A 15,903-nucleotide genomic window follows, 5' to 3' on the forward strand; every position below is an offset into this window, starting at 1 on the left:
ACGTTCATCCACTTTATGATTAAGGAGATTTATCATTGCAGACACAGGCGGAATTGAACGACGTGAAAACGGCCAAGCCGGCCGGCCGCAACTATATGCTGCAGCTGGCGACCGTTTTTATCGGGTTCATCATTTTTGGGTTTTCGGAAAATATCAAGGGTCCGGCGATTCCCCGCATCCAGGCGGATTTCGGACTCGACGAGCAGCAGCTTGGAACCCTGCTCTCGCTCAATTCGCTCGGGTATCTGCTGGCTTGTTCCTTCACAGGGTATATTACCCGCAAGATCGGGATCAAATGGGTCAGCATGATCTCGTTCGGGTCGATGGTTCTCTCGGGCGTCTTCATCTTATTGTCGCGAACATACCCTCTATTTTCGGCGTCCTATTTTTTCATGTACACCGGCAACGGCATGCTGGAAATCGGCCTGGCGATTCTGGGAGCGCGGATTTTCGTGCGCAATACCGGGACGATGATGAACTTGTCGCACTTTTTCTACGGGCTCAGCTCGATCGTGGCGCCGATGATCGCCTCAGGTTTAATGTCCGTTTCGATCTTGGGCGTGACGCTCGGCTGGCGTGAGATGTATATGGTGATGCTTGCGCTGGCGGTGATTCCGATGATCCCGGCGCTGCTCGGCCGGTTTCCGGGCGACGATACCGTCCAGGAGGACCGGATCTCGCTGTGGATGCTGACCAAGGACCGGGCCTTGTGGATGATCGTGCTGCTGTTGACCTTCGGGGTCATTTCGGAAATGGCCGTAGGCAGCTGGCTGGTTAATTTTCTGGAGAAAAGCTATCACTGGGACCAGACCGCAGCTTCGGGCATGCTCTCGATCTTTTTCCTGTGTTTCTCACTGGCACGCCTTTTCCTGGGCACGGTAACGGACCGAATCGGCTTTATTCTGTCGCTGATGATCCTCTCCGGCTTCTCGGGGCTGTGCACGTTCGCCGCCATTGTCAGCGGGGAAGGGGGCGCGTTCCTGTTTGCGGCCGCAGGCATCGGCATTGCTCCGATTTATCCGACCGTCATGGCGGTTATCGCCAAGCGTTACGTTAAAGGAAGCGATACGGCTATCACCTTCACCGTCACCCTTATGGGGGTCGGCAGCGTGATCGGCAATTATCTGATCGGCGCCATCACGAGCGGCGTAAAGCATATCTTTGGTTCCGGCACCCCTGAAGGCCTGGTCCGGGGACTGCAGGCCGGATATTCGTTTATCGGCTTATGCGCCCTGATCTGCTCGGCGGTCAGCTTCGTGCTGTACCGGTATTTGAAAAAAAGAAACGAACTGCTGTAGGGAAAGCGTGGGGGTTCCTCACGCTTTTTCCTAACGCTCTCTCAGGAGACGATGAACAATCATGAGTGTGAACCAAACTATAAACGATATACAGTGGCAAGAGCTGATCCGCAGCGTTGCGGAGTATTATAACGACCTGACGATCAAACGCGGATTTCAATATTATAAACAGGGCCGGGTGACGGAGCTGTCGATTGGCGGGGATGGCGAAATTGAGGCCGTGGTGAAGGGCGGGGAGGCTTACCGTGTCCACCTGAATCCCGAGTCAGTTCAGGAGGGGCGCTGCGGCTGCCCTGTCGGGGAACGATGCAAGCATTCCATCGCCGCCCTCCTGGAGTATGTCAGCCGGCAGGGCCGGTCCGTGCATGCGATTGTCAATGCGCATACGACCGTCAGGCTCCAGCACCATCTGCCGGAGACGGAAGATGAAGAAGACCTCGGGCCTGTGCAGCGGGGAAGTGCGGCGGATGCTTTAAGGGAGAAGGCGGCTCATTTGGCGGAGATGAGCCTCTCCGAATGGCACGCCTTCTTCAAGCTGTGCATCACTCCGCTGGAATTTACGAGCCAGAACTCGCACTATGCCCGAAACGCCATACATGCGATCAACGCCGTCAAGCCGGACCTGACTCCGGCCATGGAGCAGCTGTATCAGCTCCATGCCAGGCTGTATATGCTGATCAAGCTGATCAAGCCAATTGTGCCGGGCGGACGGTCTCCGGCATTTTTGGGGTACCACGTGCAGGTGGCCGCGGATGAACTGCGGGGAGGCATGCTGCAGCTGCTGGGCGAAGGGATCGATCTGGCCGCCGAGCCGGATCAGTGGCCGCGCGTGACCAAGACGCTGAACTACCTGCGCCGGCAAATGCTGACGGAAACTGGGCAGCAAGGTTATCTGTTCGATATTTATGACCGGTTCTGGCTGAAATGGATCCATCCGAACGTTAAAGACACCCGGATGCATGAGGAAGAGATGCGGAAACTGCAAAGCGTCGAAGAGGAGCTGGGCGATACGCTCTCCCGGCTGCCGTGGATGCTCGCCCAGTCCCGGATTGCGTTCCTGATGGGGGAAGACCGGCAAGCCTGGTCCTGGCTGCAGGCAGCGGACAAGGCTTCCATCATCCCGCACGGCTTCCTGACCTCCTTTCTGGACGAGCTGTCCGCTTCGGAGGATTGGGCCCGCCTGCAGGAATGGCTGGTGCGGCTGGCTCCTCTGTTCAGCAATCACCGGAAGGAGCCGCTGCACGAATATGCCGCCTATTGGAATACCTTTGTCCGGCATGTGCCCGAGGCGGAGGAGACGATGTGGCATACCCTCGCCGGGATGCTGCCGTATTCCAAGGAAGTTTATGAAGATAACCTGCTGGCTCACGAAAAATGGCGCTTGTGGATGGACGTGCAGCTCAGCTCCGGCAAGGACCCGCTGGAGTTCCGGGTCAGCGTGCTTGCGCCGATCGAGAAGCAGGCGCCTGAGCTGCTGCTGCCCTTCTACCATCAAGGCGTGGAGCGGCATGTCCTCCTGAAGAACCGCTCCGGCTACAAAGCCGCGGTCAAGCTGCTCAAGCGTCTGGCCAAGCTGTACAAAAAATTGAAGCGGGAGGAGCGCTGGGAAGAATTCATCATCGTGTTTTCCAGCCGCCACAGCCGGCTGCGCGCGCTTCAGGAAGAGCTTCGGAAAGGAAAGTTGATCCCATGATTCCATACACCGACACCATCACAATCCATACCCGGCTCAGCGGGTACGGCGACGCGCTCATCTACGGCTCGACGCCAACGCGCCGGACTGTGCCCGGCATCGACCTGAAGCACAGGCTGTTCGCCTGGCATGAAGAGACTTTGTACGGTACGCAGCTGGACGTTCAGCAGGTGCAGGACATCGAGCTGGTCATCCTGCCGGCCGAGTACGTCATTGCGTTCTTCGCCCAGCTGGACCTGCTTGCCCACATCCAGTGGGCGGGAGACGAAGGGACGGAGACGTTGATCCGGCTCGCTCCGGCGCTGATGTCCTGCGTTCGTGAGAAGCGGTACAACCCGAGCCTGCCCGCGTTTCAGTCCGGCAAGCTTCAGTGGAACTGGGATGAATCCCGGCTGGATGCCGAAGCGCGGGAAGAGATCAGGGACCTGGGACCGGAGTTCGCCGAGGGGCTGCGCGCCGCGTTCTCTTCGCTGGTATTCAGCGAATGTTATGGAACGGAAGCGACGGCTTCCGACCTGCGCCGCGAGTATCCGATGCTCTTCGCGAGAGAGGGGGCCGTCGCCGGCTTGACCGAGCAGGCGTGGCTCATCTCGATCGGCTGGAAAGCGGACGCGGCGCCGTTTCGGCCCGTGCTGCAGCTGCTGGAGCCGGACGAAGCCGAGCCCGTCTGGCGCCTTCAGCTTGTGCTGCAGGACAAGCTGGACCCGTCGGTGCTGGTGTCTGTCCGTCTGGATGCGGACGGACAGGCATCCGGCGTGTGGCCGGACGTCTGGACGGCCCACATCCGCGAGCGCTCCGCCGGGTGGGCGGAGCATCTGCGCGCCAGCCTGCCGGCGAGCGTGCGGGCTGCGGAGCGCAGCGACGTGCTGGGCCAGCCGCTGTCCGACGCGGCGGCGTGGCAGTTTTTGACGGCGGACAGCCGCCGTCTGCTGGATGCGGGCTGGCAGGTGCTGCTGCCCGCGTGGTGGGAAGCCGCCAGCCGGCGGAAGCCGAAGCTGCGGGCCAAGGTCAAGGCCGGCGAGGGCGAGGAGGCCGCCGCCAAAGGGCAGGGCAGCTCACTGTTCGGCCTGGACTCGATCATTCAGTTTGACTGGCGGGTGTCGATCGGCGACCTTCAGATTACGGAGGACGAATTCAAGGAGCTGGTCGCCCGCAACGAGCGGCTGGTTCGCTTCCGCGGCGAATGGATTACGCTCGACCCCAGCCTGATCAAGCAGATCGGCCAGATGATGGAAGGAGTCGACAGCTCGCAGGGCTTGTCCCTTCAGGACGTTCTGCATCTGCATCTCCAGCGGAAGGACGAGGATGCCGGCTCACGGAAGCGGGAGGACGGCGAGGAAGAAGAGGCGGACGAAGATCCGGATGAAGCGGCTCGGATCGAGCTCGAGGTGGAGCTGAACGAGCATCTTCTGACGCTGATGAACCAGCTCAGCCAGAAGTCGGCCTGGCCGAAGTTGGACGTTCCATCCGGGCTGCAGGCCGAGCTGCGTTCTTACCAGTACGACGGGTTCTCCTGGCTGGCGTTTCTGCGCCGGTTTGGGCTGGGCGCCTGCCTTGCCGACGATATGGGACTAGGGAAAACCATCCAGTTTATCACGTATTTGCTGCACCTGAAGGAGACGGCGGACGCATCCGGAGAACGGCGCCTGCCTTCGCTGCTGATCTGCCCGACCTCGGTGCTGGGCAACTGGCAGAAGGAGATCAGCCGCTTTGCGCCTTCGCTGAAGGTGCTGCTGCATTACGGCAGCCGCCGGTCGGGCGAGGCGGCGCTCCGTGAAGAACTACGCGAGGCCGATGTCGTCCTGACCTCGTACGCGACCGCGACGCTGGACCAGGACCTGCTGAAGGAGTTCGCCTGGGAATCGCTGTGCCTGGACGAGGCGCAGAACATCAAGAACGCCCAGACGAAGCAGTCGGCCGCCGTTCGCAGCTTTCCGGCCCGGCACCGGATCGCGCTGACCGGAACGCCGATCGAAAACCGGCTTTCCGAGCTGTGGTCGCTGTACGATTTTATGAACCCGGGATATCTGGGCAGCCTGCGCAGCTTCCAGGTCCGCTTTATTCAGCCGATCGAGCGGGACCAGGACGAGCAGCGGACGGCGCAGCTGCAGAAGCTGGTGAAGCCGTTTATGCTGCGGCGGAAGAAGAAGGATCCGCACATCCAATTGGAGCTGCCGGAAAAGAACGAGATGAAAACCTATATCCACTTGACCGCCGAGCAAAGCGCCCTCTACGATCAGACGGTCAACGACCTGATGAACCGGGTGCAGAAGCTCGAGGGTATTCAGCGGAAGGGGGCCATTCTGTCGGCCCTGACACAGCTCAAGCAGGTCTGCGACCATCCGGTGCTCCTGACCGGGGAATCGGTCGACAACTTTGTGGATCCCGCGGATATGGCCGCGGTTTCTGGTACGGCGGGCGCAGCGGCAGGCACGGACGGTGCAGCTGACTCAGGTATCCTGAGTGATTCAAACGCTTCAGGAGTTTCGGGTAATCTGGAGACTGCCGGAAAGCATGAGGCTGAGGGCAGCGAAGCGGCTATAAGTGATCGACGGACTTCGGCTGGCACTGTTGATGCCGTTGGCTTGGCTGCGGAAACTTCAGCCGATGCAAAGGCGCCAGAGCATGAGGCTGCTGCACGGACAGCTGCTGAATCCTCAGGAGGTCAGCTCGACACAGAACGGCTTATCAGCCGCTCGGCCAAGCTGGAACGGCTGCTGGCCATGGTCAAGGAGCTGCGGGAAGAGGGCGACCGCTGCCTGATTTTTACGCAGTATATCGGCATGGGCGAGATGCTTAAGCGGGTGCTGGGGCAGGAGCTGCAGGAGCCGGTGCTGTATCTGAACGGCAGCACGTCCAAAACCGCGCGGGACCGGATGATCGAACAGTTCCAGTCCCAGTCGCTGTCGGCTGCCGAGCAGCCGGGTGTGTTCATCCTGTCGATCAAGGCGGGGGGCGTCGGTCTGAACCTGACTGCGGCCAACCACGTCTTCCACTTCGACCGCTGGTGGAACCCGGCGGTGGAGAACCAGGCAACGGACCGGGCCTACCGGATGGGCCAGACCAAGGACGTGCAGGTGCACAAGTTCATCTCGCTCGGCACGCTGGAGGAGCGGATCGACGAGATGCTGGAGAGCAAGCAGCAGCTCAGTGATAATGTCATTTCCAGCACGGAAAGCTGGATTACCGAGCTGTCGACCGAAGCGCTGAAGGACCTGTTTACGCTGCGGCGCGACTGGTAGGGACAGCTGAGGGGAAGCTGGAGACATGTATCATTAGTTGGGGTGTGAAAAACAGCTGCAGGAAATTGCAGCTGTTTTTTTGCTGTTAGAGTGCCTGACACGCATGATCCTTGATTCCTGTGCTGCCTGTTTTGTTTTGGACTGCCTTCATGCCCAAGTGGCTGACTAAGGTTAAAGCCCAACACACATTATCCTTTGGAGCTCCCAAGCTCCTTGCTCTGATCCGCCCGCACTCCCGGTCGCCGCTTCAGGTTCACACCCATTACGCCGCCGATAATCAGGACAGCTCCCACCCAGTGGTACCAGTCCAGACGCTCGTTCAGCAGCAGCACGCCGCCGGCGATCGTCACAACGGTGGAGAGGCTGCCGAAGACGCTGACGCGGGAGGCCTCCATTCGGGACAGGGCATAGTTGGTCAGAAACGAAGTCACGAGGGAGGACAACACGCCAAGGTACAGCACGGCCAGAAGAAATTTAGGCTCCAGGAACGGCATGAAATACTGGCTGAGCGTCCCTTGAGATACATGCTTAATCACCGATATGGCGTTGAAAAACGCAAAGCCGAAGAAGGTGATGATGTAGGTCATATCCTTTGGACGCCAGGTTTTGGTCATCCTCCGGGCGCCTGTATTATATCCCGCCATGGACAGGGCGGACAGGAGAATCAGCAGAACACCGCCAAGGCTGGCGGAGGAGATGCTGATCCCGGGCACGGCAAAGATCAGAATAACACCGGCCACCGAAACCAGGGTGAACATTTTTTGGGCAAACGTCGTGTGCTCCTTGAGGAAGATCGCAGCCAGAATCATCGTAAACACCGGCACGACCGCTTGGACGATCCCGGCCACCGAGGACGAGGCGTAGAGCAGCCCAAATGCCTGCAAGGCAAAAAACAGCGAAGGGTAAAGAAGGGCCAGCGGAAGCAGCGCGGCTGTCCGGGGCATGACTTCCTTCATTCGGGCCCGTCCGGGAAAGGCGAACAGCGATGCCGCCAGAAAGGACAGCGTGAAGCGATGGGCAAGCGTGTCGAGCGGATCCGATACGCTGAGCGCGATTTTGACGAAAATAAAAGACAATCCGATGATCAAAGCGTTGATGAGCGCGGCCGCGACCGCTTTTTTATTCGAAGAAGCATTCATAAAGTCAGACCTCCCTAATCACTGCGCGCGCTTTATGGACCGGTCCTGTGGATGGTTTCATTTTACGGGGAGCGCGGCTGTGCTACAATATCAATAATCATCATCTGTACCGGTACAAAAGAGCGGGGGAGGAGGCGTTACGATGTATAAATACGCCGAGCTGATCAACGATTTGGAACTGCAAATCTCGGGTGACGCCTATAAGGAGGGGGACAGGCTGCCGTCCATCCGGGAGCTGTCAAAGCGCTATGATTGCAGCAAAAGCACGGTGATCCGCGCGCTGGAGGAGCTGCAGGACAAGCATTTGATTTATGCCGCCCCCAAGAGCGGTTATTACGTGATGAAGCGGTCCGGAAAAAAGCAGAATCCGGGAAACCGGTGGATCGATTTTACGGCGGCTGCGCCTGATCCGGATATTTTTCCGTATCTGGATTTTCAGCATTGTATCAATAAAGCGATCGATATGTACCGCAACGACTTGTTCATTTACGGCACGCCTCAGGGTCTGCCGTCCTTGATCCGCGAGATGCAGCGCCAATTGGCCTCTTACCAGGTGTTCACCGATCAGCGCGGTATCTTCATTACGTCCGGGGTACAGCAGTCGCTGGGGCTGCTGGCGCGTATTCCGTTTCCGAACGGCCGACACCGGGTTTTGGTGGAACAGCCGTGTTATCCGCTGCTGATGGAGTACCTGAGGACGTACGGCATGGAAGCAGAAGGGATCCGGCGGTCGGGCGACGGCATCGATCTGGATGAGCTGGAACGGATGTTTAAGACCAGGGAGATCAAGTGGTTCTATACGGTGCCACGCTTCCACAATCCGCTGGGAGGATCCTATAACCGGTCGCAAAAGAAAGCTATCGCCCGTCTGGCGGCCCAGTACGACGTTTACGTTATCGAGGACGATTACATGGCCGATCTGGAGCAGGATGCCAAAGAGGACCCGATCTATGCGTACGACGATTCCGCACATGTCGTCTATTTAAAGAGTTATTCCAAGATCATATTTCCGGGCCTGCGGATCGGTGTGGCCGTGCTCCCGGAGGCGCTTCGGAACGATTTCAACCAATATAAAAAACTGTCGGACATCGACAGCTCGATGCTCTCCCAGGCGGCCCTGGAGCTGTACCTCAAGAGCGGCATGTTTGAGCGTCACCGCAAAAAAATGCGCAGCTGCTATGGGCGAAGATCTGCCCTGCTGCATGAAACGATCATGTTGCATGCAGGAAGTACGCAATCGTCTCACTTTACCTACCAGCCGGCCCGGCAGCGGGGTGTCCACACCTATCTGAAGCTGGAGGATGCTGCCCGTGCCCGTCAGGTGATTCAGCGGCTGCAGAAAAAGTTCATTCGGGTCGAAACGGCAGACGCAGGTTACCTTGATTCGTTTGTGAAAGAGCCGCTTCTCAAGCTGAATGTGTCCAGCGTGAAGGAGCCGGACATCGAGTCCGGCATTGAGCAGGTGATTCGGGAGATCGGGTAGGACGATCCATGATGAAGGGAGAAGACCGATGTTTTTACGAAGCTTGACCATTCTGCGCAATGAACATACCAAGGGGAACGAATACCCCTTTTCCATCCCGGCGCTGCGGAATTTGGAGTCCCTGTCGTTTCGGGGAAACGTCACCTTTTTTGTCGGGGAAAATGGGTCGGGCAAATCCACGCTGATGGAAGGAATCGCAGACCGGTGCGGATTCAACACGGCCGGCGGGAGCAGAAACAACGCGTATGAGGTGGATGCTTCCCAATCAGCGCTTGGTGACCATATCCGGTTGTCCTGGATGCCCAAAGTGACGAACGGGTTTTTCCTGCGTGCGGAGACGTTTTACCATTTTGCCAGTCATCTGGACACCATGCCTGCCAGCTTACGTTATTACGGAGGGCGATCTCTGCATGAGCAGTCGCATGGGGAGGCCTTTCTGTCGCTGTTCAAGCACCGGTTCGGTAAAAAGGCTATCTACCTGCTGGACGAGCCTGAAGCGGCCTTATCTCCAGCGCGGCAGCTGGCGCTGCTGAAGGTGATCAAGGATTTGGAGAAAGAGGCCCAGTTTATCATCGCGACCCATTCGCCGATCCTGCTGGGCTATCCCGATGCGGATATCATCAATTTTGACGTCCATCCTCCCCAAGAGGTTCAATATGAAGATACGATGCATTATATCATCACCCGCCGTTTTCTTGAAAACCGGAAGCGTGTGCTGAGCGAGCTGTTTGAGGAGGAGGACGGGGACTGAAGCGGATATTCCATGTTAAAAGCCCATTTCGAGGAAATGGGCTTGTTTGCGTGGGCTCGATTGTTGTCATGGATCAAATCTATGCATTCCGCCGGATTGCCTCGGAGGTTTCCTCCGCCTCTGCCTGCGGCAGCCCCCGCTGCAGAGCCTCATATAGCCTGGAGGCGGCCAAGCGCGGCGGGTATTCAGCCGACCGGCATACATAACCGCAGGTGATGTTGACGGCATTGCCTTTAAAAGGACGGATTACTGTTCCGGCAGGTGCAGGCTGCAGAACGGTCAGCGGCACGAGGGCAGCGCCCAATCCGCTCTGCACGTAAAATTTCAGCGCAGCCATGCTGCCGATTTCCATCGCATCCATAGGCGGGCCGCCCGGCTCCTGCATGATCATTTCAAGCTTCCGGCGGTAAGGGCAGTCGGCCTGCGTGATCAGCAGGCGATGCCCTCTAAGATCGGCGGGAGTGACGAGCTCCCTGGAAGCCAGCGGATGATCCTCCGGCATGAGGACGATAAAATGTTCGGTCAGCAGCGGTTCATAATAAAGCCCGGCACCGAGCTGGGGAGGAGAACAAATCGCCATGTCCAGATCTCCCCGCAGCACCTGCTCGTTCAGCTGGGGCGAGCTGGAAATCGTCACGGATACCCGTATATTGGGGTAATCGCGCAGAAAAGAAGCGAGGATCTCCGGCAGCCGGTAGCTGGCAATGGGCTCTACGACGCCAAGACGGAGATGGCCTGCTTCCCCCGACAGCAGCTCCTTCATGGTGCCTTGAAGCTGCTCCACATCCTTGACGATATGTGCGCTCTGCTCGTGAAAAAGGCGGCCTGCTTCGGTGAGCTGAAAGGTTTTGCCCCGTTCGATCAACCGGACGCCGAGCTCCGACTCGAGCTTCTGGATTTGCATCGTGACGGTGGATTGGGCGTAATTCAATTCTTCGGCCGCCCGGTTAAAGCCGCCAAGGGCGACGATCCGGTGAAAGGTTTTGACAGCTTTCAGGTCCATGATATGTTTGCCTCCTGCTGTATGGTTCAATATTTTTGAATTCGTCGTTTATTTAATTCAATTATACAAATATGATCCCCGGGATTACAATATCATTGCCGGCAGAAAGAAAACGGAAGCTACAGGAGGTTATGGAACATGCCATTTGTGCGGATAGATGTAGGGCAGGGGCCCTCGGAAGAAGAACTGGCTGTGATCAGCCGCTCCATTCATCAGGCGATGGTGGACACGATCGACGTCCCGGGAGACGATTATTTTCAGGTGATTACCCGGCATGGGGCAGGGGAGCTGCTGTACGACCGCAGTTACTTAAACGTAGAACGGTCCGAGGGACAGATATTTATACAGATTACGCTGAAAGAGGGGCGGACGCTTGCGAAGAAAAAGGCGCTGTATGCCGCCATCGCAGAAAGGCTGCAGCAATCAGCGGGCATCCGGCCGCAGGACGTCATGATCATTTTAACGGAAAATACGGCAGAAAACTGGTCGTTCGGCAACGGCATCGCGCAGATGGCCCCGTGATAGGATTTGAAAGACATCAATGAATTTCTGACCCAATTTTGGAATTTGAAAGGAGAGCTGATCACATGAACATTCAGCATAAAACAGCGATCGTCACGGGCGGGGGAACCGGAATCGGGAGAGCGGTGTCCATTGAGCTGGCGAAGCGGGGAGCCCGCGTGGTTGTCAATTACTCCCGGTCGCGGGAAGACGCGGAGGAAACGGTGCGAACCATTCAAGAGGGCGGCGGCACAGCCGTTGCGGTCCAAGCCAATGTAGCTAAAGAGGCAGAGGTTCAGGCAATGGTAGGCAGAGCCGCCAGGGAGTTCGGTTCGGTCGATATTTTGATTAATAACGCCAGCATTACCCGGTATATTGCCATGAATGACCTGGAATCCGTGAACGATGAGGCGTGGGATGAGCTCTACCAGGTCAACGTGAAAGGGATGTTCTACTGCGCCAGGGCGGCAGCTGCCGAGATGAAAAAGCAAAAGCAAGGCGTTATCGTTAACCTGGGGAGCATCGCCGGCATTACGGGCAGCGGTTCTTCACTGCCGTATGCCGTGTCCAAGGCCGCGGTGCATGGACTGACCCGCTCGCTCGCCAGGGCGCTGGCCCCGGAGATTCGCGTGAGCAGCGTCGCGCCGGGGGCGGTGGCCACCCGATGGTGGGCCGGGCGCGAGCAGCAGATGGAGCAGCTGGCAGGCTCCTTGCTGCTGAATCGGATTTCTTCGCCCGAAGATATCGCCCATATGATCTGTGCCGTGGTCGAACAGGATTCGCTGACCGGGCAGGTCATCACGGTGGATGCAGGGCAGACGATGTAAAAAGGATATCGCATCGGGCAGAAGGAGCGGCAGAATTGTAAAAGAGGCGAGCGGCCGGCCGTACGTCGCGAGAACAAGGGGATTTCGGGATCGTAGATGCAAAATCTTCCGCACCTCCGAAGTGTTTCACAACATATCCACATCATATCCACAGTAAATAACAGCATATCCACAGAATATCCATGGTATATCCACAGCATATCCGTTGCGTGAAGGACTCCAAACGAGGTAACCTGATCTTAGCTCCACTTGGAAAAGACGGATTATACCAGCCGCGGTTAGAATCCGCGGGGTCAGGAGGGATTGCCCGATGCGCGAATGGATCGGCAAATGCCGCGATTGCGGCAGGGACATTTATTGCGAGAACGGTTTTTTGAATGGCGTGGTGCTGGAGGACCAGTCGTTGAAATGCTTCCCGTGTGCGGAGCAGGGGGATGCGGGAACCGGTGACTCGGAGCGGCAAAGTACAGAAACCGGTGGTTCGGTACAGCATTCGGAGAGAGAACCGGATTAGCGCAGGATATACTTGCAGACCAGGAGTAACTTCCAAGTGGCAGCCTGAACAGGCTGCCTTTTTGCTTTGCATTCTCTGCATCCTTTGCATCGTCAAAAATTTTGCATCGTTAGAAATACCCGCCCAATCCGAAGTTTTTCAGCCGTTCTCAGTCGATCTCATTTCCCCGGCCTGAGCATCCATACCGTCGTTACCCATCCCTTGGACGCCTTGCTTGAGGCCTGCACAGGAGGAAGGCTTGGGATCGGGAGCTTTCTCCGGGGCATGCACCGCTAGGCGATTGTGTCTCTATGGCTGATAATGGTAGGATGAAGAAAATAAGGGTGATATCTCATATGGGGATATCCGACAAGGAGGATGAGCAAGTGGCTGCAGAAGAGTACGACCCGACGCTGATCGCGCGGCTGGAGAGCCCGGAACGCCTGGAGAAGCTTCCCCCGGAGAAGCTGCTGGACCTGCTGGAGTTGTCCGGGCACGAAGACTTGCTGGATGTGGGGGCAGGCAGCGGTTACTTCACGTTTCCGGCGGCGGCACGAACTTCCGGAACGGTCTATGCGCTGGATACCCATCCGCAGATGCTGGACATGCTGAAGACCCGTTCGGAAGAGCGGGGCGTTACGAATATTCGGCTGATTCAGGGAACGGCAGAACAGATTCCGCTAGAGGAAGAAAGCGTGGACGTGATGATCCTGTCCCTCGTCCTGCATATTGCCGAGCCGCATGAGCAGGGATTGAAGGAAGTGCAGCGCGTTCTCAAAAAAGGAGGCAAGGCGCTCTGCGTGGAATGGGCTTATCCGGACAGCGAACCGCCGTCGGATCACCGCATCTCCTCATCGGACATGGCCCGCATGGGAGAGGAGCTTGGCCTCAAGGTGCTCAGCAGACAGCCGTGGTCAGACAAGTATTACAGCATCGTTTTTCAGAAATAACGTGTGTATCGCCCGGCGGAAGCTGTGCAGCGCTAAAAATGCAAACCCATTCACAGGAGAGGTGGCTTGAGAATGAAATACAGACGGCTTGGAAAAACGGAATTGAAGGTATCGGTGGTCGGTGTAGGAACATGGCAGTTCGGGGGAGACTGGGGGAAGGACTTTAACCAGCAGGAGGCAGACGCCATTTTGCATAAGGCGAAGGATTTGGGCATCAACCTGATCGACACGGCGGAATGCTATGGTCCGCATCACCTGTCCGAGAGCCTCATCGGAAACTTTCTGAAGCGGGACCGCCGCGAGGACTGGGTTGTGGCTTCGAAATTCGGCCACCGCTGGCATGATCATTGGGAAAACGCCTGGTCTGCAGATGAAGTTCTCGTCCAGTTGGATGAATCCTTGAAAGCGCTGCAAACGGACTATATCGACCTGTACCAGTTCCACTCGGGCTCGGATGAAGTATTTCACAACGACGATCTGTGGACACTGCTGGACAAGCAGGTGCAGGCCGGGAAAATCCGCAACCTCGGCATTTCCATCGGCAGCAACGATAACCTGGAGCAGACTTCCCGGGCGACGGAGCTGAACGCCAAAGCGATTCAGGTCGTGTACAACCGGCTCGACCGGAAACCGGAAGAGCGTGTCTTTCCGTCCTGCACCGAGCAGGATCTGGGCGTCCTTGCGAGAGTGCCGCTGGCCAGCGGTTATCTAAGCGGCAAGTACAAGCCCGGCGCCGTGTTCCAGGATAACGTGCGCAAACGGCATGAGCGCGACAACATCGATGCCCGCCTCCGCGAGGTGGAGGAAATCCAGCGGACCGAGGTGCCCGAAGGCGTGGGCATGGCCCAGTGGGCCTTGGCCTGGTGTCTGCAGAACCCCGCCGTGGACTGCGTGATCCCGGGCTGCAAGAGCCCGGAGCAGGTCGAGGCCAATGCGGCCGCTGCGGACCTCGATATGGTCCAGGATACGCATCCGCGGGCGTGGAAATAAACAGGGAAGCAGGCGTTCGGCACATTCCTGATTAAAGGAGGAGCAGACCTACTTATGTCCAGTAAAACAGGAGAAGGGCGGGAAGAACTGCCCGTGATCTTTTTTGAGAGTCAGCAGGCATGGGAGGAGTGGCTCGAAGCGCATCATGCCGATTCACGCGGCATTCGGCTGCAGATGGCCAAGAAGGGATCCGGCATCCCATCCATCACGTATGACGAAGCATTAGAGATTGCACTCTGCTACGGCTGGATCGACAGCCGCAAGGAGGCCTGGGACGAGACGTATTGGATTCAGCGGTTCGGCCCGCGCGGACCGAGGAGCATCTGGTCCAAGATCAACAAGGAGAAGGCGGAGCGCCTTGTCACAGAAGGCCGGATGAAGCCGGCCGGTCTTGCGGCGATCGAGGAAGCCAAACAAAAAGGCCAGTGGGAGCAGGCCTATGCATCCCAGAGCCGGTCGCAAATTCCCGAGGATCTGGAGCGGAAGTTCGAGGAGCATCCGGATGCGGCAGCCTTTTTTGCGACGCTGGACAGCCGCAACAAATACGCCGTCTTATTCCGGGTCCAGAGCGCCAAGAAGCCCGAAACGAGGGCTAAACGAATCGACCAGTTTATCGACATGCTGGAAAAAGGCGAAAAAATATATCCTTAAATTGTGCATCAGTCCTCAGTCACCATGATCAGCCAAAGCCTCCGTCAACGACGGAGGCTTTGCCCGTTCTTTGACCTGCTGCAGCAGCGCTTTCCTGCCTGAATATTACGGTGCTCTTCCGAATAGGCTGTTTATAGCTGAATCATCGGAAAAAGGCGGAAGGGGCGGGGCGGCCAAACCTGAATAGCCGCATCCAGAAAGGCGGGTTTTGCTTCATGCTGTTAAATATTAGCGTGGTGATGGTTTTGGTGTATACGGCGGTATGTATCGGGTATGTCCAAATTCACCGGCAGCATCTTTTAAACATGACCGGCAACATGGTGGCGATGACGACAGGGCTGATCTCCAACTTGACGATCGGGGTCATCCTGGGCATGATGTTTGCCGGCGACCTCGTACTGTCTACCGGCCTGTCGGTGCTGTTTTGCTTTGCGATTGGCTATTTGGTCGGCAAGCCGCTCCATCTGCTGGCGGTCATTGAGGGCATCGGCGGGGGGATCATGGGCGGACTGCATGGCGCTATGCTCGGCGAGATGATTCCCCGGGCAAGGTGGGACGTCATGCTGTTTATTATGGATGCGCTGTTTATTGCGATGACCGCCATGGTCATGTATTTGATCCATAACCAGAAATACAAAGCCCGGGAGGCTGCGGACGAAGAAGAGCGGACGGAAGGGGCTGGACAGGTGCCCGCTCTGATGCCGATCCGGCTGTCCTTTTGGATGCTGTATATTATCCTGCCGGTCGTGACCCTCTGCGCTGCAGCTATATTCAGCCATTCGGTCCCTGCCGGAGAAGTTCCGGTAACGGGGCATGAGATGCATTCCATGTAAGTCCTTTGCAAAATCGTTCATAAACGGATACAATACAGGTAACGGCTGA

Annotated in this window: 14 protein-coding genes; 12 read left to right on the forward strand and 2 right to left on the reverse strand. The window is 57.4% G+C overall.

Annotated elements, in window-relative coordinates:
* Positions 1–95: 95 nt before the first annotated feature.
* The 3 genes from MKY74_RS07005 (at position 96) to MKY74_RS07015 (ending at position 6,233) form a co-directional block, all read left to right on the forward strand.
* A complete protein-coding gene (locus MKY74_RS07005) occupies positions 96–1,298 on the forward strand; it encodes an MFS transporter (protein ID WP_076176268.1) in 1,203 nt (400 codons plus the stop codon).
* A 61-nt stretch (positions 1,299–1,359) separates the two neighbouring features.
* Positions 1,360–2,991: an SWIM zinc finger family protein gene (locus MKY74_RS07010; RefSeq protein ID WP_076176197.1), complete on the forward strand. Its 1,632-nt coding sequence runs from the start codon at positions 1,360–1,362 to the stop codon at positions 2,989–2,991.
* Positions 2,988–6,233 carry a DEAD/DEAH box helicase gene (locus MKY74_RS07015; RefSeq protein WP_076176195.1) on the forward strand — a complete coding sequence of 1,082 codons (3,246 nt, stop codon included), beginning with the start codon at positions 2,988–2,990 and terminating at the stop codon, positions 6,231–6,233. Before MKY74_RS07010 ends, MKY74_RS07015 begins: the two co-directional genes overlap by 4 nt.
* Before the next feature lie 188 nt (positions 6,234–6,421).
* On the opposite strand, the gene MKY74_RS07020 is transcribed toward MKY74_RS07015, so the two are convergent.
* Positions 6,422–7,372 (reverse strand): DMT family transporter, encoded by a 951-nt coding sequence (locus MKY74_RS07020; protein WP_076176193.1) that lies wholly within the window; start codon positions 7,370–7,372, stop codon positions 6,422–6,424.
* A 142-nt stretch (positions 7,373–7,514) separates the two neighbouring features.
* Between MKY74_RS07020 and MKY74_RS07025 the strand changes: the two genes are divergently transcribed.
* Both MKY74_RS07025 and MKY74_RS07030 read left to right on the forward strand, forming a co-directional pair.
* Entirely contained in the window at positions 7,515–8,855 is a 1,341-nt protein-coding gene (locus tag MKY74_RS07025) for an aminotransferase-like domain-containing protein (RefSeq protein WP_076176191.1), read from the forward strand.
* A gap of 28 nt (positions 8,856–8,883) precedes the next feature.
* A complete protein-coding gene (locus MKY74_RS07030; protein ID WP_076176189.1) occupies positions 8,884–9,606 on the forward strand; it encodes an AAA family ATPase in 723 nt (240 codons plus the stop codon).
* A gap of 79 nt (positions 9,607–9,685) precedes the next feature.
* Here the strand turns inward: MKY74_RS07030 and MKY74_RS07035 are convergent, their stop codons facing one another.
* On the reverse strand, positions 9,686–10,609 hold the full coding sequence (locus tag MKY74_RS07035) for a LysR family transcriptional regulator (protein ID WP_076176187.1): 924 nt from the start codon (positions 10,607–10,609) through the stop codon (positions 9,686–9,688).
* A 138-nt stretch (positions 10,610–10,747) separates the two neighbouring features.
* Here MKY74_RS07035 and MKY74_RS07040 point away from each other — a divergent pair, with 138 nt between their 5' ends.
* The 7 genes from MKY74_RS07040 to MKY74_RS07070 all read left to right on the forward strand — a co-directional run bounded on the left by MKY74_RS07040 (position 10,748) and on the right by MKY74_RS07070 (position 15,854).
* Complete coding sequence (locus MKY74_RS07040) at positions 10,748–11,131, forward strand: tautomerase family protein (protein WP_076176185.1); 384 nt, start codon at positions 10,748–10,750, stop codon at positions 11,129–11,131.
* 65 nt (positions 11,132–11,196) lie between these two features.
* Positions 11,197–11,937, forward strand: a complete 741-nt coding sequence (locus MKY74_RS07045; RefSeq protein ID WP_076176183.1) for an SDR family NAD(P)-dependent oxidoreductase — start codon at positions 11,197–11,199, stop codon at positions 11,935–11,937.
* Positions 11,938–12,247: 310 nt separating this feature from the next.
* Positions 12,248–12,451 (forward strand): hypothetical protein, encoded by a 204-nt coding sequence (locus MKY74_RS07050; protein ID WP_076176181.1) that lies wholly within the window; start codon positions 12,248–12,250, stop codon positions 12,449–12,451.
* A 365-nt stretch (positions 12,452–12,816) separates the two neighbouring features.
* The gene (locus MKY74_RS07055; RefSeq protein ID WP_167372937.1) at positions 12,817–13,380 is read left to right on the forward strand and encodes a class I SAM-dependent methyltransferase; all 564 of its coding nucleotides are present in this window, start codon (positions 12,817–12,819) and stop codon (positions 13,378–13,380) included.
* Positions 13,381–13,452: 72 nt separating this feature from the next.
* Positions 13,453–14,370 (forward strand): aldo/keto reductase, encoded by a 918-nt coding sequence (locus tag MKY74_RS07060; RefSeq protein ID WP_076176177.1) that lies wholly within the window; start codon positions 13,453–13,455, stop codon positions 14,368–14,370.
* A 54-nt stretch (positions 14,371–14,424) separates the two neighbouring features.
* On the forward strand, positions 14,425–15,021 hold the full coding sequence (locus MKY74_RS07065) for a YdeI/OmpD-associated family protein (RefSeq protein ID WP_076176175.1): 597 nt from the start codon (positions 14,425–14,427) through the stop codon (positions 15,019–15,021).
* 215 nt (positions 15,022–15,236) lie between these two features.
* Entirely contained in the window at positions 15,237–15,854 is a 618-nt protein-coding gene (locus MKY74_RS07070) for a hypothetical protein (RefSeq protein ID WP_076176173.1), read from the forward strand.
* Positions 15,855–15,903 lie beyond the last annotated feature (49 nt).

This window comes from Paenibacillus sp. FSL R5-0378 (assembly GCF_038009285.1).
Taxonomy (GTDB): Bacteria; Bacillota; Bacilli; order Paenibacillales; family Paenibacillaceae; genus Paenibacillus_AQ; species Paenibacillus_AQ favisporus.

Excerpts from the sequence above, each read along its gene's own strand:
- MKY74_RS07025 (WP_076176191.1), top strand. The coding sequence starts at position 7,515 with ATGTATAAATACGCCGAGCTGATCAACGATTTGGAACTGCAAATCTCG.
- MKY74_RS07050 (WP_076176181.1), top strand. The coding sequence starts at position 12,248 with ATGCGCGAATGGATCGGCAAATGCCGCGATTGCGGCAGGGACATTTAT.
- MKY74_RS07045 (WP_076176183.1), top strand. The coding sequence starts at position 11,197 with ATGAACATTCAGCATAAAACAGCGATCGTCACGGGCGGGGGAACCGGA.
- MKY74_RS07035 (WP_076176187.1), bottom strand. The coding sequence starts at position 10,609 with ATGGACCTGAAAGCTGTCAAAACCTTTCACCGGATCGTCGCCCTTGGC.
- MKY74_RS07065 (WP_076176175.1), top strand. The coding sequence starts at position 14,425 with ATGTCCAGTAAAACAGGAGAAGGGCGGGAAGAACTGCCCGTGATCTTT.
- MKY74_RS07015 (WP_076176195.1), top strand. The coding sequence starts at position 2,988 with ATGATTCCATACACCGACACCATCACAATCCATACCCGGCTCAGCGGG.
- MKY74_RS07040 (WP_076176185.1), top strand. The coding sequence starts at position 10,748 with ATGCCATTTGTGCGGATAGATGTAGGGCAGGGGCCCTCGGAAGAAGAA.
- MKY74_RS07005 (WP_076176268.1), top strand. The coding sequence starts at position 96 with ATGCTGCAGCTGGCGACCGTTTTTATCGGGTTCATCATTTTTGGGTTT.
- MKY74_RS07020 (WP_076176193.1), bottom strand. The coding sequence starts at position 7,372 with ATGAATGCTTCTTCGAATAAAAAAGCGGTCGCGGCCGCGCTCATCAAC.
- MKY74_RS07070 (WP_076176173.1), top strand. The coding sequence starts at position 15,237 with ATGCTGTTAAATATTAGCGTGGTGATGGTTTTGGTGTATACGGCGGTA.
- MKY74_RS07010 (WP_076176197.1), top strand. The coding sequence starts at position 1,360 with ATGAGTGTGAACCAAACTATAAACGATATACAGTGGCAAGAGCTGATC.
- MKY74_RS07060 (WP_076176177.1), top strand. The coding sequence starts at position 13,453 with ATGAAATACAGACGGCTTGGAAAAACGGAATTGAAGGTATCGGTGGTC.
- MKY74_RS07030 (WP_076176189.1), top strand. The coding sequence starts at position 8,884 with ATGTTTTTACGAAGCTTGACCATTCTGCGCAATGAACATACCAAGGGG.